This is a genomic window from Ruegeria sp. AH3, assembly GCF_056536265.1.
On the sequence record NZ_JBQFJL010000001.1, the window covers coordinates 2,341,254 to 2,366,635 of the forward strand.

General features: G+C 57.8%; 27 protein-coding genes. 9 read left to right on the forward strand and 18 right to left on the reverse strand.

Going from position 1 to position 25,382, the window contains the following annotated elements; genetic code table 11:
* Positions 1–2: 2 nt before the first annotated feature.
* From ACR3EM_RS11800 to ACR3EM_RS11825, 6 genes are all read right to left on the reverse strand, one after another.
* On the reverse strand, positions 3–731 hold the full coding sequence (locus ACR3EM_RS11800) for an SDR family oxidoreductase (protein WP_480470883.1): 729 nt from the start codon (positions 729–731) through the stop codon (positions 3–5).
* The gene (locus tag ACR3EM_RS11805; protein WP_480470884.1) at positions 728–2,260 is read right to left on the reverse strand and encodes an ATP-dependent DNA helicase; all 1,533 of its coding nucleotides are present in this window, start codon (positions 2,258–2,260) and stop codon (positions 728–730) included. Before ACR3EM_RS11805 ends, ACR3EM_RS11800 begins: the two co-directional genes overlap by 4 nt.
* A gap of 61 nt (positions 2,261–2,321) precedes the next feature.
* Complete coding sequence (locus tag ACR3EM_RS11810; protein ID WP_480470885.1) at positions 2,322–2,960, reverse strand: acyl-homoserine-lactone synthase; 639 nt, start codon at positions 2,958–2,960, stop codon at positions 2,322–2,324.
* Positions 2,961–3,040: 80 nt separating this feature from the next.
* Complete coding sequence (locus ACR3EM_RS11815; RefSeq protein ID WP_480470886.1) at positions 3,041–3,760, reverse strand: helix-turn-helix transcriptional regulator; 720 nt, start codon at positions 3,758–3,760, stop codon at positions 3,041–3,043.
* Between the two features lie 367 nt (positions 3,761–4,127).
* Positions 4,128–5,414: a crotonyl-CoA carboxylase/reductase gene (ccrA, locus tag ACR3EM_RS11820; protein WP_480470887.1), complete on the reverse strand. Its 1,287-nt coding sequence runs from the start codon at positions 5,412–5,414 to the stop codon at positions 4,128–4,130.
* A 112-nt stretch (positions 5,415–5,526) separates the two neighbouring features.
* Entirely contained in the window at positions 5,527–6,909 is a 1,383-nt protein-coding gene (locus ACR3EM_RS11825) for a 1-acyl-sn-glycerol-3-phosphate acyltransferase (protein WP_480470888.1), read from the reverse strand.
* 145 nt (positions 6,910–7,054) lie between these two features.
* Here ACR3EM_RS11825 and ACR3EM_RS11830 point away from each other — a divergent pair, with 145 nt between their 5' ends.
* From ACR3EM_RS11830 to deoD, 3 genes are all read left to right on the forward strand, one after another.
* On the forward strand, positions 7,055–9,022 hold the full coding sequence (locus ACR3EM_RS11830) for a methylmalonyl-CoA mutase family protein (RefSeq protein WP_480470889.1): 1,968 nt from the start codon (positions 7,055–7,057) through the stop codon (positions 9,020–9,022).
* A 117-nt stretch (positions 9,023–9,139) separates the two neighbouring features.
* Complete coding sequence (locus ACR3EM_RS11835) at positions 9,140–9,457, forward strand: H-NS histone family protein (protein WP_480470890.1); 318 nt, start codon at positions 9,140–9,142, stop codon at positions 9,455–9,457.
* An 18-nt stretch (positions 9,458–9,475) separates the two neighbouring features.
* Positions 9,476–10,186: a purine-nucleoside phosphorylase gene (gene deoD, locus ACR3EM_RS11840; RefSeq protein WP_480470891.1), complete on the forward strand. Its 711-nt coding sequence runs from the start codon at positions 9,476–9,478 to the stop codon at positions 10,184–10,186.
* 14 nt (positions 10,187–10,200) lie between these two features.
* Here the strand turns inward: deoD and ACR3EM_RS11845 are convergent, their stop codons facing one another.
* On the reverse strand, positions 10,201–11,064 hold the full coding sequence (locus tag ACR3EM_RS11845; RefSeq protein WP_480470892.1) for an urea carboxylase-associated family protein: 864 nt from the start codon (positions 11,062–11,064) through the stop codon (positions 10,201–10,203).
* 289 nt (positions 11,065–11,353) lie between these two features.
* Here ACR3EM_RS11845 and ACR3EM_RS11850 point away from each other — a divergent pair, with 289 nt between their 5' ends.
* Entirely contained in the window at positions 11,354–12,262 is a 909-nt protein-coding gene (locus ACR3EM_RS11850; RefSeq protein ID WP_480470893.1) for a DMT family transporter, read from the forward strand.
* 300 nt (positions 12,263–12,562) lie between these two features.
* On the opposite strand, the gene ACR3EM_RS11855 is transcribed toward ACR3EM_RS11850, so the two are convergent.
* The 10 genes from ACR3EM_RS11855 to ACR3EM_RS11900 form a co-directional block, all read right to left on the reverse strand.
* The gene (locus tag ACR3EM_RS11855; protein ID WP_480470894.1) at positions 12,563–12,703 is read right to left on the reverse strand and encodes a hypothetical protein; all 141 of its coding nucleotides are present in this window, start codon (positions 12,701–12,703) and stop codon (positions 12,563–12,565) included.
* Positions 12,704–12,834: 131 nt separating this feature from the next.
* The gene (locus ACR3EM_RS11860; protein ID WP_480470895.1) at positions 12,835–13,614 is read right to left on the reverse strand and encodes a succinate dehydrogenase iron-sulfur subunit; all 780 of its coding nucleotides are present in this window, start codon (positions 13,612–13,614) and stop codon (positions 12,835–12,837) included.
* A 12-nt stretch (positions 13,615–13,626) separates the two neighbouring features.
* Complete coding sequence (gene sdhA / locus ACR3EM_RS11865) at positions 13,627–15,432, reverse strand: succinate dehydrogenase flavoprotein subunit (protein WP_480470896.1); 1,806 nt, start codon at positions 15,430–15,432, stop codon at positions 13,627–13,629.
* An 18-nt stretch (positions 15,433–15,450) separates the two neighbouring features.
* Positions 15,451–15,822, reverse strand: coding sequence for a succinate dehydrogenase, hydrophobic membrane anchor protein (sdhD, locus tag ACR3EM_RS11870; protein WP_480470897.1), 372 nt, complete (start codon positions 15,820–15,822; stop codon positions 15,451–15,453).
* Between the two features lie 12 nt (positions 15,823–15,834).
* On the reverse strand, positions 15,835–16,221 hold the full coding sequence (gene sdhC, locus ACR3EM_RS11875) for a succinate dehydrogenase, cytochrome b556 subunit (protein WP_480470898.1): 387 nt from the start codon (positions 16,219–16,221) through the stop codon (positions 15,835–15,837).
* A 204-nt stretch (positions 16,222–16,425) separates the two neighbouring features.
* Positions 16,426–17,100 carry a DUF1194 domain-containing protein gene (locus ACR3EM_RS11880; RefSeq protein WP_480470899.1) on the reverse strand — a complete coding sequence of 225 codons (675 nt, stop codon included), beginning with the start codon at positions 17,098–17,100 and terminating at the stop codon, positions 16,426–16,428.
* Positions 17,101–17,163: 63 nt separating this feature from the next.
* On the reverse strand, positions 17,164–18,192 hold the full coding sequence (locus ACR3EM_RS11885; RefSeq protein ID WP_480470900.1) for a MaoC family dehydratase: 1,029 nt from the start codon (positions 18,190–18,192) through the stop codon (positions 17,164–17,166).
* Entirely contained in the window at positions 18,192–18,398 is a 207-nt protein-coding gene (locus tag ACR3EM_RS11890; RefSeq protein ID WP_480470901.1) for a DUF1737 domain-containing protein, read from the reverse strand. The genes ACR3EM_RS11885 and ACR3EM_RS11890 overlap by 1 nt, the downstream gene beginning before the upstream one ends.
* 12 nt (positions 18,399–18,410) lie before the next feature.
* Complete coding sequence (locus ACR3EM_RS11895) at positions 18,411–18,965, reverse strand: NnrU family protein (RefSeq protein ID WP_480470902.1); 555 nt, start codon at positions 18,963–18,965, stop codon at positions 18,411–18,413.
* 7 nt (positions 18,966–18,972) lie between these two features.
* The gene (locus ACR3EM_RS11900) at positions 18,973–19,830 is read right to left on the reverse strand and encodes an HpcH/HpaI aldolase/citrate lyase family protein (protein WP_480470903.1); all 858 of its coding nucleotides are present in this window, start codon (positions 19,828–19,830) and stop codon (positions 18,973–18,975) included.
* 177 nt (positions 19,831–20,007) lie between these two features.
* Between ACR3EM_RS11900 and ACR3EM_RS11905 the strand changes: the two genes are divergently transcribed.
* Positions 20,008–20,307 carry a hypothetical protein gene (locus ACR3EM_RS11905; RefSeq protein WP_480470904.1) on the forward strand — a complete coding sequence of 100 codons (300 nt, stop codon included), beginning with the start codon at positions 20,008–20,010 and terminating at the stop codon, positions 20,305–20,307.
* Here ACR3EM_RS11905 and ACR3EM_RS11910 read toward each other — a convergent pair.
* The gene (locus tag ACR3EM_RS11910; RefSeq protein WP_480470905.1) at positions 20,304–21,059 is read right to left on the reverse strand and encodes a sulfite exporter TauE/SafE family protein; all 756 of its coding nucleotides are present in this window, start codon (positions 21,057–21,059) and stop codon (positions 20,304–20,306) included. The genes ACR3EM_RS11905 and ACR3EM_RS11910 overlap by 4 nt on opposite strands.
* 161 nt (positions 21,060–21,220) lie before the next feature.
* Here ACR3EM_RS11910 and mdh point away from each other — a divergent pair, with 161 nt between their 5' ends.
* From mdh to ACR3EM_RS11930, 4 genes are all read left to right on the forward strand, one after another.
* Positions 21,221–22,183, forward strand: a complete 963-nt coding sequence (gene mdh / locus ACR3EM_RS11915; protein WP_010442827.1) for a malate dehydrogenase — start codon at positions 21,221–21,223, stop codon at positions 22,181–22,183.
* A 310-nt stretch (positions 22,184–22,493) separates the two neighbouring features.
* Positions 22,494–23,687 (forward strand): ADP-forming succinate--CoA ligase subunit beta, encoded by a 1,194-nt coding sequence (sucC, locus tag ACR3EM_RS11920; protein ID WP_480470906.1) that lies wholly within the window; start codon positions 22,494–22,496, stop codon positions 23,685–23,687.
* Between the two features lie 83 nt (positions 23,688–23,770).
* Positions 23,771–24,658, forward strand: a complete 888-nt coding sequence (sucD, locus tag ACR3EM_RS11925; RefSeq protein WP_480470907.1) for a succinate--CoA ligase subunit alpha — start codon at positions 23,771–23,773, stop codon at positions 24,656–24,658.
* Positions 24,658–25,377 carry a hypothetical protein gene (locus ACR3EM_RS11930; protein WP_480470908.1) on the forward strand — a complete coding sequence of 240 codons (720 nt, stop codon included), beginning with the start codon at positions 24,658–24,660 and terminating at the stop codon, positions 25,375–25,377. The genes sucD and ACR3EM_RS11930 overlap by 1 nt, the downstream gene beginning before the upstream one ends.
* The last annotated feature ends 5 nt before the right edge of the window (positions 25,378–25,382 follow it).

Here is a 25,382-nt window from a genome sequence, read left to right on the forward strand (position 1 = left end):
CGCTATCCACGTCCGATGTAAGGCATGGTCGTTGCCATGACAGTCATGAACTGCACGTTCGCCTCCGGCGGCAAACTGGCCATATGCAAAACCGAACGGGCTGCATCATCGACATCCATGGTTGGGTCGGGCGTCTTCCCTGCAGCGATGGCCTTGTCGACCAGATCCTGAATCATCGGTGTGCGCGCATTTCCAATGTCGATCTGTCCGCAGGCGATACCAAACGCGCGCCCATCCAAAGACAGGCTGCGGGTCAGGCCGGTAATTGCGTGTTTTGTCGCCGAGTAATGTACCGAGTTCGGGCGCGGCACATGGGCCGCAATCGAACCGTTGTTGATGATCCGCCCACCCTGAGGCTGCTGTCCCCGCATGGCTGCAAACGCTGCACGGGCGCATAGAAACATGCCATTCAGGTTTACATTGACCGAGTTGTACCAGTCCTCAAGCGCGATCTCGTCGATGGTGCCGCCGGGCGCGAAAATGCCAGCGTTGTTGAACAGGACATCCAGTCGGTCGGCCTTCGCCATGAACTCAGAGAAGGCGGTTGTAACGGCATCAGGATTGGTCACGTCCGCGACCAGAGGAACTGCGTTGTCGCGCCGGTCGGCCATCTCGTGCAGCTTGTCCGCGCTGCGCGCCAACAATCCGACGACCCATCCCTCGGAGAGGAATAGCTCGGCCGTCGCTCGGCCTATGCCCGAACTAGCGCCGGTGACTATGATCGTTTTCATGTCTCTTCTGCCTCTAAAGTCAGTGCAGGCGCAGCCTCGGCCCGCAAATCGTCCACGCGCAGGGGGTGGGTCGGCTTGGACAACCGATTACGCACCACCCAGACCAGCCGCTCCTGCGCACGGGTGATGGCCACATAAGCAAGGCGCTTCCACAAGGGCTGCCCTGCCTCGGTCCGTCCCATGCGGGCAGCAGCGTAGATATCGGGCGCGAACACCTGAACCGTATCCCACTGGGACCCCTGCGCCTTGTGAATCGTCACGGCAGCACCGTGCAGAAATGTGGCCCCCATACGGGCAGCATAGGGAATGAACGGCTCTTCCTCATCCGGTTTTTCGATCTGTACAATCGATGCCGCGCTGACCTGGGGGTCTTCGGCCCCCATGACGTGCAGGCGCGAGAACCCAGGCTTTCGACCGGGACCCAGATAGATGACCTGCGCGCCCTTGATCAGGCCACGCGCCTCAAGGTCCAGCCGCTTCTTGCGGTGCTTCAAAGGCAGTTCAATGCCATCGCAAATCAGTGGCTCACCTTCCAGCAACTCTGTCTCTGGCGCACCATGAACATTGCGGAATGCCTGGATCAGACGAATTCGGGTGGCGTTGCGCCAGACCAGAACCGGGCTGCGCGCCATCAGATCAACCTCGACCCTTTGCCCCCAGATCACACGGTCGTCCTTACGGGCAGTCTCTTCGATCAGACGTTCGAAATCCTCAAATCCCATCGCCGGGTCGGACAGTGCATGTGCGAGGTCAAGGATCGGGTTGTCCGCTGTCTGCCGATGCACCCGGTGCAAAATCTGTTTGCGCGGCTCTGGCAAGCTGTCGAACACCATTGAGCCCGACTGATTCACAGGCGCCAGCTGCGCGGGATCACCGAACAGCAGCAATGTAGGGAAAATCTCCTTCAAATCCTCGAACTGGCGATCGTCCAGCATAGAGGCCTCATCAACGAAGCCGATGTCCAAAGGCTCTTCTCGGCGCTTCCAGCCGGTGATGAAGTCGGATCCACGCAATCCGGCCGCAGCCAAAGCACCCGGGATGGATTTGTTGTTGGCATAAAACGCGGCAGCACGATCCAGCGCCTCGTCCGTCAGCCCCTCAATCTCGGGCCGTTCGTCATTGCCGGCCAACCATTCCGCGATCCGCTCATATTCCGGGTCGTAGACCGGAGTGTATAGGATGCGATGAATGGTCGTCGCGGGCACACCACGCAAACGCAATACGCTGGCGGCTTTGTTCGTCGGGGCAAGGATCGCAAGGCTGCGCTTATCTCGGGCTTTGCGGCTTTCGAAATCGCCCGAGATCAGGTTGACTCCGGACTCGGCCAACGCCTTATAAAGCTCGGCCAGTAACAGGGTTTTACCCGATCCCGCCTTACCAATCACAGCCATGACACCCGATTGCCCGCCTCCCGGCAGTTTCAGCAGAGCATCGTCGTGAAGGTCGACACCGGCGGTGCGCAACATCTCGGCAATGTTGTCGAAGGCGGTGGCCTGATCTTCGGAAAAGGTGACTTGGGGCAAGGACATGGCGCGACCCTACAGGGACGCGCCGCCCGCCACCAGACACCGAATGCGATTTCCACCCGGGTCAGGCGGACAAAGCAAACCGATGCTGTGCGGTGTTGCCGAACGCCGTCTTGAACCACAGTCGGGACAGCTCACGCGGGATGCCCGCACGGGCCGCAACCCGGTTACAATCGTCTGCCGAATAAGGCCACAGACCGACCGATATCTGATCCCGACCAGCCCCTTCCGAACCCAGCACCACCGGTGAAGACCCGATCATGCGGTAGATCCGGATCATGCGCGCATCAAACACGCCCGCGATGTGAGTCAGGCCAAAGCCTTCCATCACCTCGCCCCCACTGAGCATGATGGCCCCCGCCGTATGCGCGCTTGCGGTGCGTGACAGGCAAAACCGCGTCACTTCCCAGATCAAGGGGCTACAGATCGGGCTGCCTCCGGTCAGGTGCCCGAATACTTCGTTTACCATCACCGGGCCAGTCGTCGGCAGGATCCGCATCGATCCGCCATGACTGCCATCCGCCTCTTCCCAGATCACATAGAGCGGGTTCAGATCGTCATATTGATCCCGCTCTTCCCCGTGTTCGTTAACCTTCACATCCCATCCCAGCCGGGTTTTGAACTGATCGGCGCGGTCCCGAAACATCCCCCTGGCCAGAGCTGGAAATTTATGTAGCTCGTCCGCGTACACATAACGCAACATGACGTATTCCCCTTGTCGTCCACTTGGAACAAAGGGGTACGTACTTGTGGTTAATTTGCAGTTTGGGCAACGTACGGTCGTTAAACGACTATTAAACCTCGGCTGAGCGCCGTTGCGATGGCATGAGTCGTGTTCTGCGCGCCCAGTTTGGCGCGCGCACTTTCGATATAGGCGCGCAATGTATGTTCCGAGATCGAAAGTGAATGCGCAACCTGCGCCCTGCTATAGCCGAGCGCCAACAGCGTCATGGCATCTATTTCACGTGGTGAGAGGCTGCGCGTGGCTTCCGGTTGCCGATCCTTGGCAAATTCCAGCGCTTTGCGATTCAGAAAATGCGCCACAAGAATCAGATCACGACCATAAGTCGCAATGAAGCTCTGCCAGGTCTTATCGTCACAATTGTGGTTCACCGTAAACAGCGCAAATTGCCCGCTTGGACCGCGCAACGGGATTGAATAGCCCTGATTGCCAACGCCATGCGCCAGTGCGTCATCCAAAAAGGCGCGCACTGCCTTGCCGGACCAATTCAATTGCTTCCAGTCCACCGCATGAAAGCGCTGAAAACAGCCTAATATGACGGGATCAATCCGATGGTAATTCTTGTCCCGATATCGTTCGTCCCAAGCGTCCGAGTAAGTGGTAAACCCATATTGGTCTCCGGCGCCGTCAACCCAATGATAGGTGATGTGATCGATCTGCAACCGGTCTCGCAATTGGACCGAAACATTGGTCAGCTCTTCAAGCGTGCTGGTGCTTTCCAAATCCTCGAGGATTTGGCTCAAATCGAATTGTGTTACCATTCGTCGGCGCGCAAGCCTCATCCTTCAAGGACGCGATCTCGGCCGCAGCGATCAGCCTGGTATCGTCAAGCTGTTCGGCAAGCGCGATTAACCCGTTTGCCACCGCAAAGGCGTTGAGGTCCGACAATACGTCCAGTATCCACTCATTTTGCGCCATCAAGGTGTCCCCGAAATAGTTAACGAAGGGTTAACACAACCATAACATGTGCAGACTATTTCGGCCTACTCGCTGCTTTCTACTCCCCAAAAATAGCGGGGCCTCTCCTGCTAAGCCTTTGATAAAAATCACCACTGCCTCAAACGCAAAACACCCGCGCAGCAAGGGCGTGCCGCGCGGGTCCTTCGATCTTGTGTTACAGTCTGGACGTTAGTCGCCTGCAGCGAGAACTTCTTCCAAAGTCCGCATGCCTGTATGTGGCGCCTGAACCAGAACGGACATGTTGCCGGGCTTATGTTCGTTCCGCATCATTTTCATATGCGCCTCCGGCAGATCCTGCCATGTGAACACTTCGGACATGCAGGGATCAAGACGGCGCTCAACCATCAGCTGGTTTGCCGCCGCGGCCTGTTTCAGATGAGCGAAGTGAGACCCCTGCAGACGCTTTTGGTGCATCCACATATAACGAACATCGAAGGTCAGGTTGTAACCGGTCGTACCGGCGCAGATAACAACCATTCCGCCCTTCTTCACTACGAAGGTCGAGACGGGGAAAGTGCTTTCGCCCGGGTGTTCGAAGACCATGTCGACATTCACACCCTTGCCGGTGATATCCCAGATCGCCTTGCCGAACTTACGAGCCTCTTTGAACCACTCGGCATATTCCGGCGTGTTCACGGTGGGCAGCTGACCCCAACAGTTGAAGTCCTTCCGGTTCAGAACGCCCTTGGCACCAAGACCCATAACAAAGTCGCGCTTGCTTTCGTCCGAGATCACGCCGATCGCGTTTGCACCTGCTGTATTGATCAGCTGGATCGCGTAAGACCCCAGGCCGCCCGACGCACCCCAAACCAGAACGTTCTGGCCCGGCTTCAGGTCATGCGGTTCATGCCCGAACAGCATCCGATAGGCCGTGGCCAGCGTCAGCGTATAGCAGGCGCTTTCTTCCCAGGTCAGGTGCTTGGGCCGTGGCATCAACTGCTGCGCCTGCACATTAGTGAACTGGGCAAAAGATCCATCGGGGGTTTCATATCCCCAGATCCGCTGGCTGTCCGAATACATCGGATCGCCACCGTTACAGTGCTCGTCATCGCCATCGTCCTGGTTGCAATGGATCACAACCTCATCACCGACCTTCCAGCGGCGCACCTTGTCGCCTACAGCCCAAACGATACCCGAAGCATCAGATCCCGCGATGTGGAACGGCTGACCATGACCGTCAAACGGGCTGATGGGCTTACCAAGCGAAGCCCAGACACCGTTGTAGTTGACCCCCGCAGCCATCACCAGCACCAGTACCTCGTGGCTGTCCAATTTCGGAACATCGACCACCTCAAGCTGCATCGCCGTGTCCGGTTCGCCATGGCGTTCCTTGCGAATTGCCCAGGCATACATCTGCTTGGGAACATATCCCATCGGAGGGATCTCTCCCATTTCATAGAGGTCTTTTTCGGGCGCATCGTACGACGCGATGCCACTGTCGACGTCCAAAGCCATGCTGGCCTCCTTTAACTCATCCATTGCCGCGCCGCAGAATCGCGGCTTTCACCAACTGGGATATTGGCGACAAAGAAATATTGCAATAGTTTTTGGTGCTAATTTTGTAATTTTATGACCCAGCAGTTGCAGAAACTGTTTCTGCAACTGCAAAATTACCGTCCCGAGGGGCAGGCTCTGATGCTGCGGCATAATAATCAAGTAGCTCTGCGCGCTCACCCGATGGGCGCAAGATGCCATTCTTGCGCGACAGAATCCGGCGTTCAGTCAGCTGATTGATGGCATCGTCGATGGCATCGCCCGCATCTGGTTCGAGTGCTCCACCCTCAGCGCCCAGCAAACGGGCCTTAAGGTCATCCTCATTCATCTCACCCTCTTGCTGGATCAGGCGACACGCCGCTGGGAGAGGGGCGAAAGGAATAGCCGCGCCAATCCTTTGCATCAGTTCACGCGCAAGATCAGTGGTCAGATCCCGCTCGTGCGTGGCGCGGAATTGCTGTAGCGAGATTGGGGTGGCGTAGCGCACCGAAGCTACGCCGAACCGCTTGTAGCGCCCGACCACGCGCCGCCATAACTGTTTCAGGGTCCATCGCGTAATCACCCCGATCCGAGCACGGAAACGACGTTCCGTATCCTTCGCAGCGGCGGTCAGAACGGTATCTTCCAGAACCCGGTCATAGTTCAGCGCAACCGGTACGAAAACCACATCGCGCCCCTGCGGGTCTGATGCATCAACTATGTATTTAAGAAGACCAAGCTTGGGCCGACCCAGCTTACCGGCCAAACTCAAGCCTCCTTCAGGAAACATGGCCTGAGTGACGCCCGCCTCGGTCGCGTGGCGCACATAGCTGGCCAGCACCTGGCGATAGAGATCACTGCCCGATTTGCGGCGAATAAAGTAGGCCCCCATTGCACGGATCAGGCGGCTCAGCGGCCAGACGCGCGCCCATTCCCCCACTGCGTATGACAGGGTGGAATGATCTGCCGCCAGATAGGTGACCAGAACGTAATCCATATTGCTGCGATGGTTCATCACATAGATGACCGTCGCATCAGGATCGATGTTGTCCACGGCAGCCTTGTTCTCATAGCTCAGCCGAACGTTATAGAACGCATTGCTGAGCATGCGGGCCAGACGGATCGCAATGCTGAAATAAGCGACCGTCGAAAACGAAGGCGCGATCTCGCGCGCATAGCGTCGGGCCTGCTCGGACGCCACCGCATCCGGAACGCCTTCCTCTTTCGCATGCCGCTGTACTGCTTTGGTGACCTGAGGGTCATAGATCAAACGCTGAATCATATCGTGCCGGCCCGCCAGCTTGAACGGCTGGATCGGGCGCTGAAGGCGATCATTCAGACGCGCAACAGCGCGTTCAAGCCTGCGGCGGAAGAACCATCGCACCGACGGGAACAGGAAATGCGATGCAAAAGTGACCGCGGCAAACAGCACGATCAGCACAAACAGCCAAAGCGGAAGTTCCACGGTCTGAGTCATGGGGGCACAGTGCCATCAAACGCGACCGCTCACAATCTGAAGAAAGCAGGTTATGCCGCGACGCAGCGAATTGACATATGCTGAAAATTACGATTTATCACCATGTAACGTAATTTTATTGCTCATCGACTCGCGAGGCCCATCCATGACGCAGACGCAGAAAGACCGCCCCTGGCTGATCCGAACCTATGCTGGTCACTCTACGGCGAAGGCGTCCAACGCACTCTATCGTGCGAACCTTGCAAAAGGGCAAACCGGCTTGTCCGTCGCCTTCGATCTGCCGACGCAGACCGGGTACGACAGCGACCATGTTCTGGCGCGCGGTGAGGTCGGCAAGGTGGGCGTGCCGATCTGCCATCTGGGCGACATGCGCATGCTGTTCGATCAGATTCCGCTGGAGCAGATGAACACCTCGATGACAATCAACGCCACTGCACCATGGTTGCTGGCGCTTTACATCGCGGTGGCCGAGGAACAGGGCGCGGATGTCTCCAAGCTGCAGGGCACGGTTCAAAACGACCTGATCAAGGAATATCTGAGCCGCGGCACCTATGTCTGCCCGCCGAAACCATCACTGAAGATGATCGCGGACGTGGCCGAGTATTGCTACACCAACGTGCCCAAATGGAACCCGATGAATGTGTGTTCCTATCACCTGCAGGAGGCCGGCGCGACGCCCGAGCAAGAGCTGGCCTATGCGCTGGCCACAGCCATCGCGGTGTTGGACGAGTTGCGCCCCCGTGTTCCGGCTGAAGATTTCCCGGCACTTTGCGGTCGCATTTCATTCTTCGTGAATGCCGGCATCCGCTTTGTTACCGAAATGTGCAAAATGCGCGCCTTTGTCGATCTTTGGGATGAAATTCTGCAACAACGCTACGGCGTCGAAGATCCCAAGTTTCGCCGATTCCGCTATGGCGTTCAGGTCAATTCGCTGGGCCTGACCGAGCAGCAACCCGAAAACAACGTCTATCGCATCCTGATCGAGATGCTGGCGGTGACACTGTCCAAGAATGCCCGCGCGCGCGCAGTGCAGCTGCCCGCGTGGAACGAAGCACTTGGCCTGCCGCGCCCCTGGGATCAGCAGTGGTCAATGCGGATGCAGCAAATCCTGGCCTATGAAACCGACCTGCTGGAGTATGGCGACCTGTTTGACGGCAACCCGGTGGTTGATGCCAAGGTCGAAGAGCTCAAAGAAGGTGCGCGCGCTGAGTTGGCGAACCTCGAGTCGATGGGCGGAGCGGTTGCCTCAATCGAGTACATGAAATCCCGACTGGTGGATTCGAATGCTGAACGGCTGAACCGGATCGAGCGTAATGAAACCGTCGTGGTCGGCGTAAACAAATGGACCGAGGGTGAACCATCCCCCCTTCAGACCGAGGATGGCGGCATCATGGTCGTCGATCCTGCGGTCGAACAGGATCAAATCGGGCGCCTGAATGACTGGCGCGCAGATCGCAACGACGCGGCCGTTGCAGCCGCGTTGAACGACCTGCGTGAGGCAGCGCAATCGGGGGCCAATGTGATGGCACCTTCGATTGCAGCGGCAAAAGTGGGCGTCACCACCGGCGAATGGGCCGAAGAAATGCGCAAAGCCTACGGCACCTATCGTGGACCGACGGGCGTTTCCGGCTCGGTGTCCAATAAGACCGAAGGGCTGGATGATCTGCGGGCTGCCGTTGATGCGGTCAGTGACAAGCTCGGTCGCCGATTGAAGTTCCTTGTTGGCAAACCGGGTTTGGACGGACATTCAAACGGCGCCGAGCAAATCGCTTTCCGCGCCCGTGATTGTGGCATGGATATCAGCTATGAGGGCATTCGCCTGACACCCGAAGAGATTGTCTCCGCCGCGCGTGAGGACAATGCTCATGTCATTGGTCTGTCCATCTTGTCCGGCAGCCACCTGCCATTGGTGCAAGATGTGATGACCCGCCTGAAAGACGAAGGTTTGAGCCATATCCCCGTCGTTGTTGGCGGGATCATTCCCGACGAAGATGCCGAGAGCCTGCGCGCCATGGGGGTAGCTGAAATCTATACGCCCAAGAACTTTGAGCTGAACACGATCATGGGCGATATCATCACTTTGGCGGACCCAAAAAATATGGCGGCGGAATAAGAACGCCACCTCTATAAAATCTCCATTTCTATTTCCAATAAAAAAGGAATAGACAGGACCGGAAATTGCGATTTCCCAATTCCAGTGTTTTGGGAGCAAACGGTGTGGAGAAAGAAAATGGCGATCGATCTTGAAAAAATGTCGCACAAAGAATTGCTTGAATTGCGCAATAAAGTCGAAAAAGCGCTGAAAGGCGCCGAGGCACGCGCACGTAAAGAAGCTTTGAAAGCGGCGGAAAAAGCGGCCGCGGAATTCGGGTTCTCCTTGTCCGAATTGTCGCCCGAAGGTGCAAAAGCCACGAAATCCACCAAGGCCGCACCCAAATATCGCAATCCGAGCAATGAGGCCCAAACCTGGACGGGCCGGGGTCGCAAGCCGCAATGGGTGCATGACGCCCTGAAAGCCGGGGCCGACATATCTGATCTGGAAATCTGAGCGGAGGCATTTACCGAGATGACAATTCATATCGGAGCCGAAACAGGTGATATTGCCGAAACCGTTCTTTTGCCCGGTGACCCCTATCGCGCGAAATGGGCGGCAGAGACATTTTTGAAAGACGTCAAACTGGTCAATGACGTTCGTGGCATGCTTGGATTTACCGGCACGTGGAACGGAAATCCGGTGACCATTCAGGGTAGCGGCATGGGGATGCCGTCGCTGTCGATCTACGTCAACGAACTGATCCGTGATTACGGGGCGAAAACCCTGATCCGCATCGGCTCCTGCGGGGGTATGCAGGACAGCGTCAATGTACGCGATGTCATTCTGGCAATGACGTCCACCACGCTCAGCACACCGTCGCGCGGGATCATGAAAGAGATGAACTTTGCGCCTTGCGCCGATTGGGACCTGCTGCAGGCCGCCGCGCAAGCGGCAAAGGCCAAAGGCACACCAACCCATGTGGGTGGCATCTATTCATCGGATGTATTCTATGACGAACGCCCTGATCTGAATGAACAGATGGTGCGCCACGGCGTTCTGGGGGTCGAGATGGAAGCCGCCGAGCTTTACATCCTCGCGGCGCGCCACAAATGCCGTGCCCTGGCCGTCCTGACTGTCTCGGACCACCTGCTGACCGGCGAAGCGCTGCCCTCATCCGAGCGCGAGCGCAGCTTTGGCGACATGGTCGAGATCGCGCTTGAGGCGGCGTTCACAACGTCCTAACGCACCTCTAAACGCTAAAGCCCATGCGTGCGATCATATGCATTGCGCGCAGGGCTGCTCCACCCTTCCAACGCGCCGTCGGCAGGGGCAAAGACTTCGACCAGCAATGGATGGCACGACGCCGTGTCCGAGGAATGTTCGGATGAGCAGTCACCACCAGGACAGGCGCTGAGATTGCCCAACAGGTCGATCTCGGCAAAGAACTCCAGGTAATCACCGGGCCGCACGGGTGAGGCTTTCATGAAATACTGACCGGTATCGCGGGTGAACCCGGTGCACATGAACACGTTCAGAACATCGTGCACCGCAGGCTCAGCCTCAGCCAGGGGAATACTCAGGTGATCTGCCAATGCGCGGGTCAGGTTCGAATGACAACAATGATGGTACTGAGTCCCTGACAGCAGATTGCCCGTATAGGGATCACAGCGGGTGCCGATCACATCATGAACCGAACCGCCAAACGCGTCGATCCCATACCAGCCTAGCGTATCGGCAATGATGGTCGCCATTGGGCGCATATGCGGGAAGCTTGACCACATCTGCTCACCCGTCGTCAGGTGGGTGCCGTGCAGCGCGCGGGTTTTGCCGGAATAAAACCGTTCAGACAGGTCGTTCAGGTTCCAGATATTCAGGTCCCCGACCTGCGGACCTTCGACCGAGGTGATGCGAAAGAAATGCCCGGCGGGCACCTCAAAACAACGTGCGTCACGCGCGGGCACCAACACTTCATCGGTTTTTTGCGCGGTTTCGCGGGCTGCTTGGTACAGCGCCAAGTGCGGCTTCGGCAACCCGTCGGTGGGATAGCAAATAACGGGCGCGATGGCGCGGCGGTCTTCGGCGTCGCTCGGCGGTTGGGGGAAGTTCTGAGAATCTATCATGGCTCGAGATTGGCGCAGTTCGCGTCGACGTAAAAGCCCAAAGCTGCACGGTCACGGGCCAACAGGGGCGAATTTTAGGTGACTCAGTTTGGAGACGACCGAAGAGCGATACCGCTAAACACTTCTCAGCCTAAGCTTCGGGATTCGCGTGCTAATAGCGGCCATCCCAGCTTCAGCTTCGACTCTCGGCGTTACGAATAAGGCGTGTTTTTTTATTTTTGTCAATAGGTTACCCGTTGCAAATCGTGAGTCGCTCCGCGCGGCGACACATCCCATCGGAGCGTCAGACATGAACACCAACACACCGTCCGCCCCTTTCCTCAGGGCCGCCTTCGTAATCATCCTCGCGATCGTACTGTACGATGTCATGGGGGCGATTGTGAAACATCTCAGCGCTCAGTTCTCGACCCAAGAGCTTACGGTATTTCGCAACCTATTCGGGCTCATCCCTGCGTTGGCGATCCTGCTGTCATCGCGCGACTGGATCGACGCGGGTCGGCCAATTGCCGTAAGACAATGGCGGCTGGCCATCGCGCGCGGAGCCCTGGGTGTCATGGCGCAGATGAGCTTTTACCTGTCGCTCATCTATATGGATCTCGCGACTGCAACGACTTTGGTCTTTGCGGGCCCTTTATTCATCACCGCCTTATCAGTGCCGATCCTTCGGCACAAAATCGGCCTCTGGCGGTGGCTGGCGGTTGGGTTGGGCTTCGTCGGTGTGATGATGGTGCTAAAGCCGGACACAGCGCATTTGAGTTGGCACACGCTGCTGCCGATCTGCGCCGCGCTTGGCTATGCAAGCTCCAGCGTGACCGCAAAGCTCTTCGATCGCTCCGTACCGACCGCATTGATCAACCTCTACTACACCATAACCGCGCTCATAAGCTCGACCATCTTCGTACTGGCGACTACCGGATTCTCTCTGATCGAAGAACCGGTCATCTGGATATGGCTTGGCTCGATGGGTCTGGTCGGAGGACTGGCCGCCCTTTGCATGACAACAGCAAACCGAATGGCTGACCCCAGCAGCCTGTCACCCTTTCAATACTTCGGCATCCCGTCCTCATTCATTCTGGGTTGGGTCTTTTTTGCCGAGACTCCTTTTGATGATCTTATCCCCGGAGTATTCCTAATCGTTGGCGGCGGCCTTCTGATCATCGGGCGCGAAAGAACCATCGCCAGGCAATCTGGCCCCTGATTGCTGAGAAACCAGACCCTTCCCCGAAAACCCGATCAGCGCGAAAAACCGGAAGCTCGTCACCCCTGCCCCTTCAGGCAGCGGATTGGTTCTTCATCCGATTGAGAAACCGCACCGCAGAAACTGCAACGCCATTGCCCCTCGTCCCGATGCTGCCGCCATCTGCACTCGCGCGTCAGCGAAGAGGTTCGCGAACGCCAAAAGAGATAAGCGAAAACACCAGCGGCAAGCAAAAGCAGAAGGACAGGCATCCTTCTGCTTTGCTGATTGCTAAGAGATTTTCAAGGTCAGGCAGGCGCTTTACGCTGCATTAGCGTATTCGAACAGCTCCGGCGCTTCCTCAAAAGCTGGGACCTTGAGTTCGGGTGCGTAGTAGCTCCAAGCTTGTTCTAGAAGCTCAAGAGCCTTAGCTGCATCGGTTTTCTTTTTATCTGTGCTCATCGGAGTGATCCCGTAATCGTCTTATCACTCCTCCCCATCCAAACCATACGCCTGCCCAAAGGCGCGCGCATCGTCCATTTTTGCAGATGGGGATTGCACTTGCCGCAAACCGGCAAGTGCTATGTTTCGCATCACACCGCGCGTTCGACCATCATCTTCTTGATCTCAGCAATCGCCTTGGCCGGGTTCAAGCCTTTGGGGCAGGTCTTCGCGCAGTTCATGATCGTGTGGCAGCGGTACAGCTTGAACGGATCTTCAAGCTCATCCAGACGCTCGCCCGTGGCCTCATCCCGGCTGTCGATGATCCAGCGATAGGCATGCAGAAGCGCAGCGGGGCCGAGGTAGCGGTCACCGTTCCACCAATAGCTGGGGCACGAAGTCGAGCAGCTGGCACACATCACGCATTCGTACAGACCATCCAATTTCTTTCGGTCTTCGATCGACTGCTTCCATTCCTTCGCAGGACGGTTGGTCTTGGTCTCCAGCCACGGCATGATGCTGGCGTGCTGGGCGTAGAAGTGCGTCAGATCAGGGATCAGGTCCTTGACCACCGGCATGTGCGGCAGTGGATAGATCTTCACGTCACCTTTGATCTCATCCATGCCATAGATACAGGCCAGCGTGTTGATCCCGTCGATGTTCATCGCGCAAGAGCCACAGATGCCCTCACGACAGGACCGGCGGAACGTCAGGGTCGGATCAATCTCGTTCTTGATCTTGATCAGCGCATCCAGAACCATCGGGCCGCAGGTGTCCATGTCGACGAAATAAGTGTCCACACGTGGGTTCTGGCCATCATCCGGGTTCCAGCGATAGATCTGGAACTTGCGCACGTTGGTTGCGCCTTCGGGCTTGGGCCAGGTCTTGCCGGTGGTGATCCGGGAATTCTTGGGGAGGGTCAGTTGTACCATAAGTTCCTCTCCTTAGAACGTCCGCGCCTTGGGCGCGATTTTCTTGAGGCTGATGCCGCCTTCGTCCTCGGTGGTCAGCGGATCGACGATCACTGGGCGATAGCTGAGGTCTACATTCGTGCCCTCGACCCGGCTGATGGTGTGAACCCGCCAGTTCTCGTCATCTCGGGTGGTGAAGTCCTCATGCGCATGGGCGCCGCGGGATTCCTTGCGCGCCTCGGCACCAACGATGGTGGCCAGCGCATTAGGCATCAGGTTGGTGAGTTCCAGCGTCTCCATCAGGTCGCTATTCCAGACCAAAGAGCGGTCGGTGACCTTCAGATCGTCCATCTTGGATGCGATGGCCGTCATCTTCTCGACCCCTTCGGCCAGTGTCTTGCCAGTCCGGAACACGGCAGCATCAGCCTGCATGGTCTTTTGCATCTCAAGCCGCAGATCGGCGGTGGCGATGCTGCCATTGGCATTTCGCAACCCGTCGAACCGGTCGAACGCCTGATCCACCGACGCTTGGTTCAGCACCGGGTTCGGCGCGTTTGCGTCCACCACCTGACCGGCGCGGATTGCCGCCGCACGGCCAAACACCACGAGGTCGATCAAGGAGTTCGAACCCAGACGGTTCGCCCCATGGGCCGAGGCACAACCGGCCTCACCCACAGCCATCAGCCCGGGCACGATTGCGTTCGGATCGGCGGCGGTGGGGTTGATCACCTCACCCCAATAGTTGGTTGGGATACCGCCCATGTTGTAATGCACGGTGGGCAGAACCGGGATCGGTTCCTTGGTAACGTCGACACCGGCAAAGATCTTGGCCGATTCCGAGATGCCGGGCAGCCGTTCTGCCAGCGCCTCGGGCGGCAGGTGGCTGAGGTTAAGGTGGATGTGATCCCCCTCACCGCCGACACCGCGCCCTTCGCGGATTTCCAGCGCCATTGAACGGCTGACATAATCGCGCGGCGCGAGATCCTTGTACTGGGGCGCATAACGCTCCATGAACCGTTCGCCTTCTGAGTTGGTCAGGTATCCGCCTTCACCGCGCGCACCTTCAGTGATCAGGCAGCCCGAGCCGTAGATACCAGTGGGATGGAACTGCACGAATTCCATATCTTCCAGCGCCAGACCCGCACGGGCCACCATGCCACCGCCGTCGCCGGTGCAGGTATGGGCCGAAGTGGCGCTGAAATAGGCACGGCCATAACCGCCGGTCGCCAGCACAACCATCTTGGCGTTGAATACATGCATGGTGCCGTCGTCCAGCTTCCAGCAGACGACACCCTGACATTGTCCATCATCCGACATGATCAGGTCGATGGCGAAATATTCGATATAGAACTCAGCGTTGTTCTTGAGGCTTTGGCCATACAGCGTGTGCAGGATCGCGTGGCCGGTCCGGTCGGCGGCGGCGCAGGTACGCTGCACGGCAGGGCCTTCGCCGAACTCGGTGGTGTGGCCACCAAAGGGACGCTGATAAATCTTGCCTTCTTCGGTGCGGCTGAACGGCACGCCATAATGTTCCAGTTCATACACCGCCTTGGGTGCCTCACGCGCGAGGTATTCCATGGCATCGGTGTCACCCAGCCAGTCGGACCCCTTGACGGTGTCATACATATGCCACTGCCAGTTGTCGGGTCCCATATTCGACAGCGATGCGGCGATCCCGCCTTGCGCGGCAACGGTGTGCGAGCGGGTCGGGAACACCTTGGTCACGCAGGCCGTGCGCAAACCCTGTTCCGCCATGCCCAGCGTTGCCCGCAGGCCGGCCCCACCAGCGCCGACAACGACCACGTCATATTCATGCGTTTCGTATTCGTATGCAGCCATTTCTTTCAGCTCCGGGAATTAGAGGGCAATGCGCGCGATGGCGAAAACGCCAGCCGCAGCTGCGCCATAGGACAGACAGGTGGTGAGGATGATCAGCACCTTTTCCAGGGTGCCGTGAACATAATCCTCAAGCATCACCTGCGCGCCTTCGGCAAAGTGTTTGAACCCGACCACCAGTGTCAGCGCGGCGACAATCGCCGGGAAGGGGCGCGCGTAATAGTCCAGCACCACATCATAGGGCTGACCCAGAACCGGGCCGAATGTGAAGATAAACAGAGGAACAAGGATCAGCAGAGCCACCGAACTGACCTTCATGCTCCAGAAATGGGCGGTGCCCGATTTGGCCGAACCAAGACCGATCGCGCGTTTGCGGTCTGTCAGATAACGCATCGTGAGACTCCTTTACGCTACGATCAAAAGAGTGAGCAGGGTCAGAACGACCGAGCCAATGACAACGGCCCAACCCAGCTTGGTTGCTGTGGGCAGGTCCAGACCAACCGCGTTGTCCCAGATCAGGTGCCGAACGCCCGCCAGTGTGTGATACCACAACCCCCACAGAGAGAATGCCATGACCAGATCACCCAGTACCGAGGTCAGCCACCAATTGGCGCGCTCAAACGCTTCGGGAGACGTCGCTGCGGCCAGGAACCACCAGACGATCAAAAGCGCGGCAACAATCATCGCGTTTCCGGTGATACGGGTCAGGATGGATGTGACCGACGTCAGCTGAGGACGATAGATCGACAGGTGCGGCGAAAGCGGGCGGTTGCCCCGATTTACATCGGCCATGGCGGCTCCTTTTCGGTTGGCTACCGAACGTTTTACTGTTTTTTGCGACACTGTCACGCGCTGCAGGTGCAAAAAGCGTTAAATTTGCCGCAAATCGCATGATAAAACTGTTTTGTGATCACGAGCATATTTTGCGTGATCACAAAACGAACTCAAGGCCGCCAATGTTAGCGTTTTCAACGCTAAAGCAATGTGATCACGAATCTATTCCTGGCCTTGTTTCAACCCCGCAGTCTGCTGCGTCACTTCGCGCAGCAGTTTTTTGCGAATGCGTTCAGGGTAGTCGGCAAATCCCGCAGCCGAGACGACAAAGGCCCCCTCGCCCACGATGACGTTTTCGAAGAAATACGCCGTCAGATCAGGTTCGCTCTCTTCAATGGCAATCGCGTTTACGGTAACGCCCCGCTCGCGCAGTTTGGGGTGCAGTTTTGCAGGCTCGATACCCTCGTTCGAAATTCCATCGCCCGAGAGGTCTATAAGATGGCGCTTGCAATCGGTCACCTTGTCGAAATGAGCAATTGTCATCTCAAGAGCTTCGCCAATCGCGGTTGAAAAGTTGCGCCAGACGCGTGGGTCTGCGGCAACCTGCCCCGCGAAGTTATCGAGGGTGGCGAAACTGTCGATCCGGGTCCATGGAAGCGTGACGCGCTGACGCGAACTGCCGGTCCATTGCACCAGCATCAATTGAGCCTGTCCGCGCACCAACGCCTCAGACACAACCGGATCGCGCAGACCGGCGGCAAGGCCATCCATTTGTATCCGATATTCCTCGGAATCGACCGAGCCCGAAACATCCACCGCCAAAGCCAGAGCCAGATCACAGGCATGTGCCTGCGAGGCCAGGCACAGGCTGGCAGTGATCGCGCGCAACATCATCATAAGGCAAACGTAGCACGGAATTCCCGGACCGCGATCACTTCAATGTCAACGGGCGGGTTTGCCTTACATGGGCATCAAGGCCCAGTAATCGAGATCCAGAAGGACGTTTGGCAGGTATTTCCCGTCGTCATTACGCAAGGCAAAAGGCTCACCACCTTTGGTGGCCACCAGCCTGAGACGCAATGCTCCGACACCCGGCGTTCCGGTCTCGGCCTTGTCCAGAACCTCGGACCAAGCCTTGATCGTATCGCCTGCGAAACAGGGGTTGGCGTGGGCGCCACCATTCAGGCCGACGATCATCTGTGCGTTTGCCAGACCGTTGAACGACAAGGTACGCGCCATCGAGATCACGTGGCCGCCATAGATCAGCCGACCTTCGGGGCGGAAGGTGAGGTCGAAATGCACTTTGGCGGTGTTCTGCCACAAGCGGGTGGCCAGCATATGCTCGGCCTCTTCGACGGTCACACCATCGACGTGATCAATCGTTTCTCCCGTGTTGTACCCATCCCAGCGATGGTTTTCGCCGGATTGTACAAAATCGTAATTGGAGAAATCGAGGCCTTTCGGCACCACCAGATCGCTGACATCCAACGCCTTCTTCAACTCGGGCACGACTGTCTCGGGCGCGGGCGCGTCGAGGTTCGATTTGCGCACCATCACCCAGCGCACATATTCGATGACCACTTCGTCGCGCTGGTTTAGGCCGCGTGTGCGGACCCAGACCACCCCGGTTTTGCCGTTTGAATTCTGCTTGAGACCAATCACTTCGGATTCAGCGCGCAGGGTATCGCCGGGGTAGACAGGTTGCAGCCAGCGTCCCTCGGCATAACCCAGATTGGCAACCGCGTTCAGTGAGATATCGGGAACCGTTTTTCCGAACACAACGTGGAAGGCGGCCAGATCGTCAATCGGGCTTTGGGGCAAGCCGCAATTCCGGGCAAACTCGTCCGAGGAGTAGAGCGCGTGACGCGCTGGGTAGAGTGCGTGATACAAAGCACGCTCGCCATCCGTCACGGTGCGCGGCACGGCGTGGTGCAGCACCTGCCCGACGGAATAATCCTCGAAAAAGTTACCCGGATTGGTTTTTGCCATTATTGCTGTCCCAGTTTCATGTCGGGGGAATAGTCGGCGTCGACCTCTTTGGTCACGGCCTGCGCGCAGCGCATCACATTGGTGGCGGCGTCAAAGGCATAGGAGGGGTCGCCATAGAGCTCCCATCCTTTTGCCAATGCATCCGAGACTTTGTGGCAGAAGGCCGACGTGTCTTCTTCTGTCAACAAACGATAAAGTTTCGCCATTGCCTCAGCCCCTTATCCGCCGAACGGAGATGGGCCAACCAGCCCGTGAATATAGCCGATGATGCCCATCAGCACGATGGACCCCACAAAGAACATCGCATCCTTGCCGTAAGTTCCGGGCTCGCCCGGGGTCCAGTCAGGCTCGGACTTGTTGATCACGATCACTTCGACAATGGCCCAGGCCAGCAAGCCGCCAAACAAAACGATCGACGCCAGATCACCATTCACCAGCAAATGCGCAAAGGCCCAGAGCTTGAAGCCGCCCAGCATTGGGTGACGGACCTTGTTCAGCAGGCGACCTTTGGTTCCGGCGGGGCTCAACAGAAATATCGCGATCAAGACCAGCAGGTTGTTGACGTGAATCAGGAAGGTCGGAGGTGCCCAGACATAGATGAAATCGGTCATCCGATAGCCGAAGATCATCAGCAATATCGAGACCACCAAGGCGAGCGCCACGGCGCCCTTGCCTGCATCGCCCATGGCGGCACGGCGTTCCGGCATCACACGTTTGAACAGATGTGCGGCCCACCAAAGCGCCACACCAAGGATCAGAAGAACAAAGCCCATTGCTGGCTTACCCCGCTTGCAAAGCTACTATCGCCTCTGCTTTTGCCAGAGTTTCACGGGCAGTTACAACGTGCAGGTTTTCAACAATCTTGCCATCGACCACTGCGACGCCCTGCCCCTGTGCCTCGGTCTCTTCAAAGGCGGCGATTTGGCGTCGGGCCAGATCAATCTCATCTTCCGAGGGCGCAAAGGCCGTATTCGCGATGTCGACCTGAGCAGGGTGGATCAGCGTTTTACCGTCAAAACCCATATCACGGCCCTGGGCACATTCGGCCTGAAGACCGTCGGCATCCTTGAAGGCGTTGTAGACGCCGTCGACGATGATCAGACCTTCGGCCTTTGCGGCCAACAGGCACAGGCCCAGTGAGGTCATCATCGGCAGGCGGTCAGGGCGGAAGCGGGTTTGCAGTTCTTTCGCCAGATCATTGGTGCCCATCACAAAGCCTGCCATCAGCGGATGTGCGGCAATTTCCGCGGCGTTCAGCATTCCGCGCGGCGTTTCCATCATCGCCCAGATCGGCAGGTCTCCGGTAATCGCCGCCAGCGCGTCCACGTCAACGGCAGAGCTGACCTTAGGCAGCAATACTGCATCCGCATCCATCTCGCGCACGGCCTCGGCATCGGCGCGCCCCCATTCGGTGTCCAGCCCGTTGATCCGCACGATCTTGACCCGCGCACCATAGCCCCCGGTGGCCAGAGCCGCCTTGAGCGTCTCGCGTGCATTGTTCTTTTCGTCGGCTGAAACCGCGTCTTCCAGATCAAAGATGATCGCATCCACTGGCAGCGTGCGCGCCTTATCCAATGCCCGCTCGCGCGAGCCGGGGATATAGAGAACAGAGCGATAGGGGCGTTGACGCGGGTCCACGGGACTCTCCCTTTGAAATAATGTTGCGCGGAATGGGGCATTTTTTGACGGAAAGTTCAAGGACAAAAACGCCGCAGCGCAGCATTTGCGGCAAGCGACGCAACGTGCGTTGCCTTAACGCGATCTCTTTCTGGCTGCAGCACGCTGTTTTCCGAAAGGAATCGAAAGGGGTGACCGATGAAGACAATATTGCTGAAAATGACGATAGGTCTGGGCATCATGGTGCTAGCAGCGCAGCAGGTCAGCGCGCAGAACTGCGCTCCGCGCGAAGATGTGATCAAACGATTGGCGAAAACCTACGGTGAAACCCGCCGGGGTATCGGCATCGCGCGTCAGGGTGCGGTGATGGAGATGTTTGCCTCGGACCAGACCGGCAGCTGGACGATTGTTGTGACCTTGCCCGAAGGCGTGACCTGCCTGATCGCTTCGGGCCAGTCGTTTGAGCCGCTGGCCGAGAGTTTGCCGCCCAATACTTAAACCAGCGCATCCCAGATCAGTTTGCTGCCGGTCAGACTGAGCAGAACATAAGAGATGCAAAAGAACACGCGTTCGGACAGCATGAAATGTGCCCGGACGCCCAGCCAGGCCCCAAGGATCGCGAATGGGATCAGCAACAGATCGGCCAACGCCGTGTGCCAGGTGAAGAGGCCCAGATAGGCGAAGGGCACGAATTTCACCGCGTTGATCACCCAGAAGACCAGCACGGTCGAGGCCTGAAACTCGGTCTTCGTCAGGCGTTGGGACAGCAGATAAACGGCGGCGGGCGGGCCGCCTGCGTGGCTGACGAAGCTGGTGAACCCGGCGACCAGCCCGGCAAACAGGCCCGCCGATGGTGGCAGCCGGTTGGCGAAGCCGCGCACCCAGCCCTTAGTCTGGGCAACATGCCAGATCACGAACCCCACCGATATCCCGCCGATCAACAGGCGCAACATATCGTCGTCGGTGGCACGATAGAGCCACGCGCCCAGCGCGACACCCGGCACGGCACCAAGGATCAGCAGGCGTGAATCCGACCAGCTCCAGCGTTTCCAATAGGGCCCCAGCGTGGCCAAATCGATCACCATCAGGATCGGAAGCATCAGCGCCAGTGCCTGCCCGGGCGTCAGGATCAGGGCCAGAATCGACGAGGACGCAAAAGCCACGCCCGAGCCGAACCCGCCTTTCGAGATGCCCGCAAAGATCACCGCAGGGATCGCCACGGCAAAAAACATCAGGTTCATCTCGAACATGGGGCGTCCCGGAAATAGGCATGATTCACAGGCGGTTTAGCGCAATCGGCGGGGTGTGTGCAAACGGTATGCGGTGGCATGCCGCGCCGCAGAAGGCTTGCGTGACGCCGCTTTTGCGACTAGCACAACCGCGATTTCAAAACCGACCGGAGATATTCCAAATGGCCAGACCCAAGATCGCGCTGATCGGCGCAGGTCAGATCGGCGGCACGCTCGCCCACCTCGCAGCAATGAAAGAACTGGGTGACGTTGTCCTGTTCGACATCGCCGAAGGCACCCCGGAAGGCAAGGCGCTGGATATCGCCGAATCCGGCCCTTCGGAAGGCTTTGACGCCAAGCTGAAAGGCACCCAGTCCTATGAGGACATCGCAGGCGCTGACGTCTGCATCGTCACCGCCGGTGTCCCGCGCAAACCGGGCATGAGCCGCGATGACCTGCTGGGCATCAATCTGAAGGTCATGAAATCGGTCGGTGAAGGCATCGCCGCCAACGCGCCCGACGCGTTCGTCATCTGCATCACCAACCCGCTGGACGCGATGGTCTGGGCCCTGCGCGAATTCTCGGGCCTGCCGCACAACAAAGTCTGCGGCATGGCGGGTGTTCTGGACTCAGGCCGTTTCGCACACTTCCTCTCGGAAGAGTTCAACGTTTCGATGCGCGATGTGACAGCGTTCGTTCTGGGCGGTCATGGCGACACCATGGTTCCGTCGGTTCGTTACTCGACCGTTGCCGGTATCCCGCTGCCCGATCTGGTTGAGATGGGCTGGACCACGCAAGAAAAACTGGACGCCATCGTTCAGCGTACCCGTGACGGTGGTGCCGAGATCGTCGGTCTGCTGAAAACCGGCTCGGCGTTCTATGCACCCGCCACATCGGCGATCGAAATGGCCGAAGCCTATCTGAAAGACCAAAAACGCGTGCTGCCCTGCGCCGCCTATTGCGATGGCGAGCTGGGCGTCGAGGGCATGTATGTCGGCGTGCCCACCGTAATCGGTGCTGGTGGTGTCGAACGTGTGGTCAACATCAAGCTGAACGAAGAAGAGCAGGCCGGTTTCGACAACTCGGTCAACGCCGTGAAGGGCCTGATCGAGGCATGTAAGGGCATCGACAGCTCGCTGGCCTAATTCACAAAGCTTAGAACCAATGAACCGGCCCCCTTCGCGGGCCGGTTTTCTTTTGCGCGATGCCTAACGGGTTTGAAGATGTTCGCGCAAACGTCGCAAAACTCATCTATGAATGTGTTTTGCAAGCATGTTGCAGGATCATCGAATCAAATCCCATAGCTCACAAATTTTGTGATCACACCCCAAAAACCTGTGATCACAAATACCGAAAATCTTCGACAATTTCCCGTGACACGTCAAAAAACTCTTTAAATTTGACCCTTAGACACCCCTATAACAGGGCAATCGTAGTCAGACGGGACATATTTCGATGAACATTCACGAATATCAGGCCAAAGCGCTTCTTCGCAGCTATGGCGCTCCGGTCTCCGATGGTCGCGCCGTGTTGCGCGCCGAGGAAGCCAAAACCGCAGCAGGTGAACTGGATGGCCCCCTGTGGGTCGTCAAGGCACAAATCCATGCGGGTGGACGCGGCAAGGGCTCTTTCAAAGAGGCCGACGCTGGTGAAAAAGGCGGTGTCCGTCTGACCAAATCGGTGGAAGAAGCCGCCGAAGAAGCCAAGAAGATGCTGGGCCGCACGCTGGTCACGCATCAGACAGGCCCCGCAGGCAAGCAGGTGAACCGCATCTACATCGAAGCCGGCTCCGGCATCGAGCGCGAACTGTACCTGGCCCTGTTGGTGGATCGCCAGAGCAGCCGCATCTCATTCGTCTGCTCGACCGAAGGCGGCATGGATATCGAGGAAGTGGCCGCCGCCACGCCCGAGAAGATCCTTTCGTTCTCGGTCGACCCTGCCACCGGCTATCAGGCTTATCACGGCCGCCGCATCGCCTTCTCTCTGGGTCTGCAGGGCGCGCAGGTCAAGCAATGCGTCAAGCTGATGAACCAGCTCTATAACGCCTTCGTCGAGAAGGACATGGAGATGCTGGAAATCAATCCGCTGATCATCTCGGACAAGGGCGATCTGAAAGTGCTGGACGCCAAGGTCGGCTTTGACGGCAACGCGGTCTACCGCCACCCCGACATCGCCGAGCTGCGCGACACGACCGAAGAAGACCCCAAGGAACTGGAAGCCTCGAAATACGACCTGAACTACATCGCGCTGGATGGTGAGATCGGCTGCATGGTCAACGGTGCCGGTCTGGCAATGGCGACGATGGACATCATCAAGCTCTACGGTGCCGAACCTGCCAACTTCCTCGACGTTGGTGGCGGTGCGACCAAAGAGAAAGTGACCGAGGCGTTCAAGATCATCACCTCGGACCCGCAGGTCAAAGGCATTCTGGTCAACATCTTCGGTGGCATCATGCGCTGTGATGTGATTGCCGAGGGCGTTGTCGCCGCGGTGAAAGAGGTCGGCCTGCAGGTTCCGCTGGTCGTGCGTCTGGAAGGCACGAATGTCGAGAAAGGCAAAGAGATCATCAACACCTCTGGCCTGGACGTGATCGCAGCGGACAACCTTAAAGACGGTGCCGAGAAGATCGTGAAGGCCGTCAAAGGCTGAGTGTCATCCCGTAGGGTGGGCTTCAGCCCACCTTTCCGAAGATTTTGGCGGGCTGAAGCCCGCCCTACAAAGGAGAACGCCAGATGGCAGTCCTCATCGACGAAAATACCAAAGTGATCTGTCAGGGCTTTACCGGCTCGCAGGGCACATTCCACTCTGAACAGGCCATCGCCTATGGCACCAAGATGGTTGGCGGCGTGACCCCTGGCAAAGGCGGGATGACACATCTTGACCTGCCCGTATTCAACTCGGTCCACGAGGCCAAGCACGTGACCGAAGCGAACGCCTCGGTGATCTATGTTCCACCGCCTTTCGCGGCTGACTCGATCCTCGAAGCGATTGATGCCGAGATGGAAGTGATCGTCTGCATCACCGAAGGCATTCCGGTTCTGGACATGATGAAGGTGAAGCGCGCGCTGGAAGGTTCAAGCTCGCGACTGATCGGCCCGAACTGCCCCGGTGTCATCACGCCCGACGCCTGCAAGATCGGTATCATGCCCGGTCACATCCACAAGCGCGGCTCGGTCGGCGTTGTGTCGCGTTCGGGCACCCTGACCTATGAGGCCGTCAAGCAGACCACCGATGTGGGTCTGGGCCAGTCCACCTGCGTGGGCATCGGCGGCGACCCGATCAAGGGCACCGAGCATATCGACGTGCTGGAATGGTTCCTGGCCGACGACGAAACCGAGTCGATCATCATGATCGGTGAGATCGGTGGCTCGGCCGAGGAAGAAGCCGCGCAGTTCCTGGCGGATGAGGCCAAGAAAGGCCGCAAGAAGCCGACCGCCGGTTTCATCGCAGGCCGCACAGCCCCTCCGGGCCGCCGCATGGGCCATGCAGGCGCGATTGTCGCCGGCGGCAAGGGCGGTGCCGAGGACAAGATCGAAGCCATGCGCTCAGCCGGTATCGTCGTGGCCGAAAGCCCGGCGCAGCTGGGTGAGGCTGTGCTGGAAGCGATACAGAACGGCTGATGCAAAACCTACCCGCCTCCTTGCCGGATTCGGTAACCACGGAACACGCCAAAGCCAGTCTTTGCGCGTGTTTCGAAGAATTTCCAAAACAAGGGGGCGAGTTTCTTGCCGAAACATTGTCGGAAGCGGGTTGGTACCGCGTTGGAACAACCAATTTGGTTCGTTTGAGGCGGAGAGTAACGCTCAATCAACTTGGCATGAGTTTTGGAATTTTGGACCCGAGGGGGTTCCGAAGCATTTTCAACTTTTATCGTCATATGCGCATCCCAATGGGGACTCGTAGCCCAAGTTTCCTGCGCCACATAGATGGCTCTCTTGCGGTTCGAACGGATGTGCTACGCAACGACAACTGGCCGGATGCAAAGGTTGTTTTGGCTCGAACCTGCAGCGAAGAAAAGGCTTCGTCTGGGTTTTCGATTGGCGTGTGGGCATTTGTTCCGAGAGACGTCACGCTGATTGAAACAGAAAGTCTTCGGGAAAAATTCAATGGCAACTCTTCAACTTTTTTCACCCCTGTTGGAAATTGGCGCGGGCTTCAGCATAAATGGGAAGACCGAGGCGAAGGGGGATCGCAATATGGTCGGATCGCCAAAAGTGGTAGAGATCCGTACATAATTGAATTCGCGCGAGAACGCTTTCCCGGCAAACTATTACCTCAACTAGAGCTCGCTGAAATTGGTGCTTTGTACCGGTATGAAAAAAGCGAACGTCTTCATTAGTTTGT

Coding starts and splice junctions, on each gene's coding strand:
- ACR3EM_RS11860 (WP_480470895.1), bottom strand. CDS start 13,614: ATGGTACAACTGACCCTCCCCAAGAATTCCCGGATCACCACCGGCAAG.
- ACR3EM_RS11905 (WP_480470904.1), top strand. CDS start 20,008: ATGAAGACAATATTGCTGAAAATGACGATAGGTCTGGGCATCATGGTG.
- sucC (WP_480470906.1), top strand. CDS start 22,494: ATGAACATTCACGAATATCAGGCCAAAGCGCTTCTTCGCAGCTATGGC.
- ACR3EM_RS11845 (WP_480470892.1), bottom strand. CDS start 11,064: ATGATAGATTCTCAGAACTTCCCCCAACCGCCGAGCGACGCCGAAGAC.
- ACR3EM_RS11805 (WP_480470884.1), bottom strand. CDS start 2,260: ATGTCCTTGCCCCAAGTCACCTTTTCCGAAGATCAGGCCACCGCCTTC.
- ACR3EM_RS11830 (WP_480470889.1), top strand. CDS start 7,055: ATGACGCAGACGCAGAAAGACCGCCCCTGGCTGATCCGAACCTATGCT.
- sdhC (WP_480470898.1), bottom strand. CDS start 16,221: ATGGCCGATGTAAATCGGGGCAACCGCCCGCTTTCGCCGCACCTGTCG.
- ACR3EM_RS11815 (WP_480470886.1), bottom strand. CDS start 3,760: ATGGTAACACAATTCGATTTGAGCCAAATCCTCGAGGATTTGGAAAGC.
- ACR3EM_RS11930 (WP_480470908.1), top strand. CDS start 24,658: ATGCAAAACCTACCCGCCTCCTTGCCGGATTCGGTAACCACGGAACAC.
- ACR3EM_RS11810 (WP_480470885.1), bottom strand. CDS start 2,960: ATGTTGCGTTATGTGTACGCGGACGAGCTACATAAATTTCCAGCTCTG.
- ccrA (WP_480470887.1), bottom strand. CDS start 5,414: ATGGCTTTGGACGTCGACAGTGGCATCGCGTCGTACGATGCGCCCGAA.
- ACR3EM_RS11910 (WP_480470905.1), bottom strand. CDS start 21,059: ATGTTCGAGATGAACCTGATGTTTTTTGCCGTGGCGATCCCTGCGGTG.
- sdhA (WP_480470896.1), bottom strand. CDS start 15,432: ATGGCTGCATACGAATACGAAACGCATGAATATGACGTGGTCGTTGTC.
- ACR3EM_RS11800 (WP_480470883.1), bottom strand. CDS start 731: ATGAAAACGATCATAGTCACCGGCGCTAGTTCGGGCATAGGCCGAGCG.
- sucD (WP_480470907.1), top strand. CDS start 23,771: ATGGCAGTCCTCATCGACGAAAATACCAAAGTGATCTGTCAGGGCTTT.
- ACR3EM_RS11855 (WP_480470894.1), bottom strand. CDS start 12,703: ATGAGCACAGATAAAAAGAAAACCGATGCAGCTAAGGCTCTTGAGCTT.
- deoD (WP_480470891.1), top strand. CDS start 9,476: ATGACAATTCATATCGGAGCCGAAACAGGTGATATTGCCGAAACCGTT.
- ACR3EM_RS11880 (WP_480470899.1), bottom strand. CDS start 17,100: ATGATGATGTTGCGCGCGATCACTGCCAGCCTGTGCCTGGCCTCGCAG.
- ACR3EM_RS11890 (WP_480470901.1), bottom strand. CDS start 18,398: ATGGCGAAACTTTATCGTTTGTTGACAGAAGAAGACACGTCGGCCTTC.
- ACR3EM_RS11825 (WP_480470888.1), bottom strand. CDS start 6,909: ATGACTCAGACCGTGGAACTTCCGCTTTGGCTGTTTGTGCTGATCGTG.
- ACR3EM_RS11835 (WP_480470890.1), top strand. CDS start 9,140: ATGGCGATCGATCTTGAAAAAATGTCGCACAAAGAATTGCTTGAATTG.
- ACR3EM_RS11895 (WP_480470902.1), bottom strand. CDS start 18,965: ATGGGCTTTGTTCTTCTGATCCTTGGTGTGGCGCTTTGGTGGGCCGCA.
- ACR3EM_RS11850 (WP_480470893.1), top strand. CDS start 11,354: ATGAACACCAACACACCGTCCGCCCCTTTCCTCAGGGCCGCCTTCGTA.
- ACR3EM_RS11885 (WP_480470900.1), bottom strand. CDS start 18,192: ATGGCAAAAACCAATCCGGGTAACTTTTTCGAGGATTATTCCGTCGGG.
- mdh (WP_010442827.1), top strand. CDS start 21,221: ATGGCCAGACCCAAGATCGCGCTGATCGGCGCAGGTCAGATCGGCGGC.
- sdhD (WP_480470897.1), bottom strand. CDS start 15,822: ATGCGTTATCTGACAGACCGCAAACGCGCGATCGGTCTTGGTTCGGCC.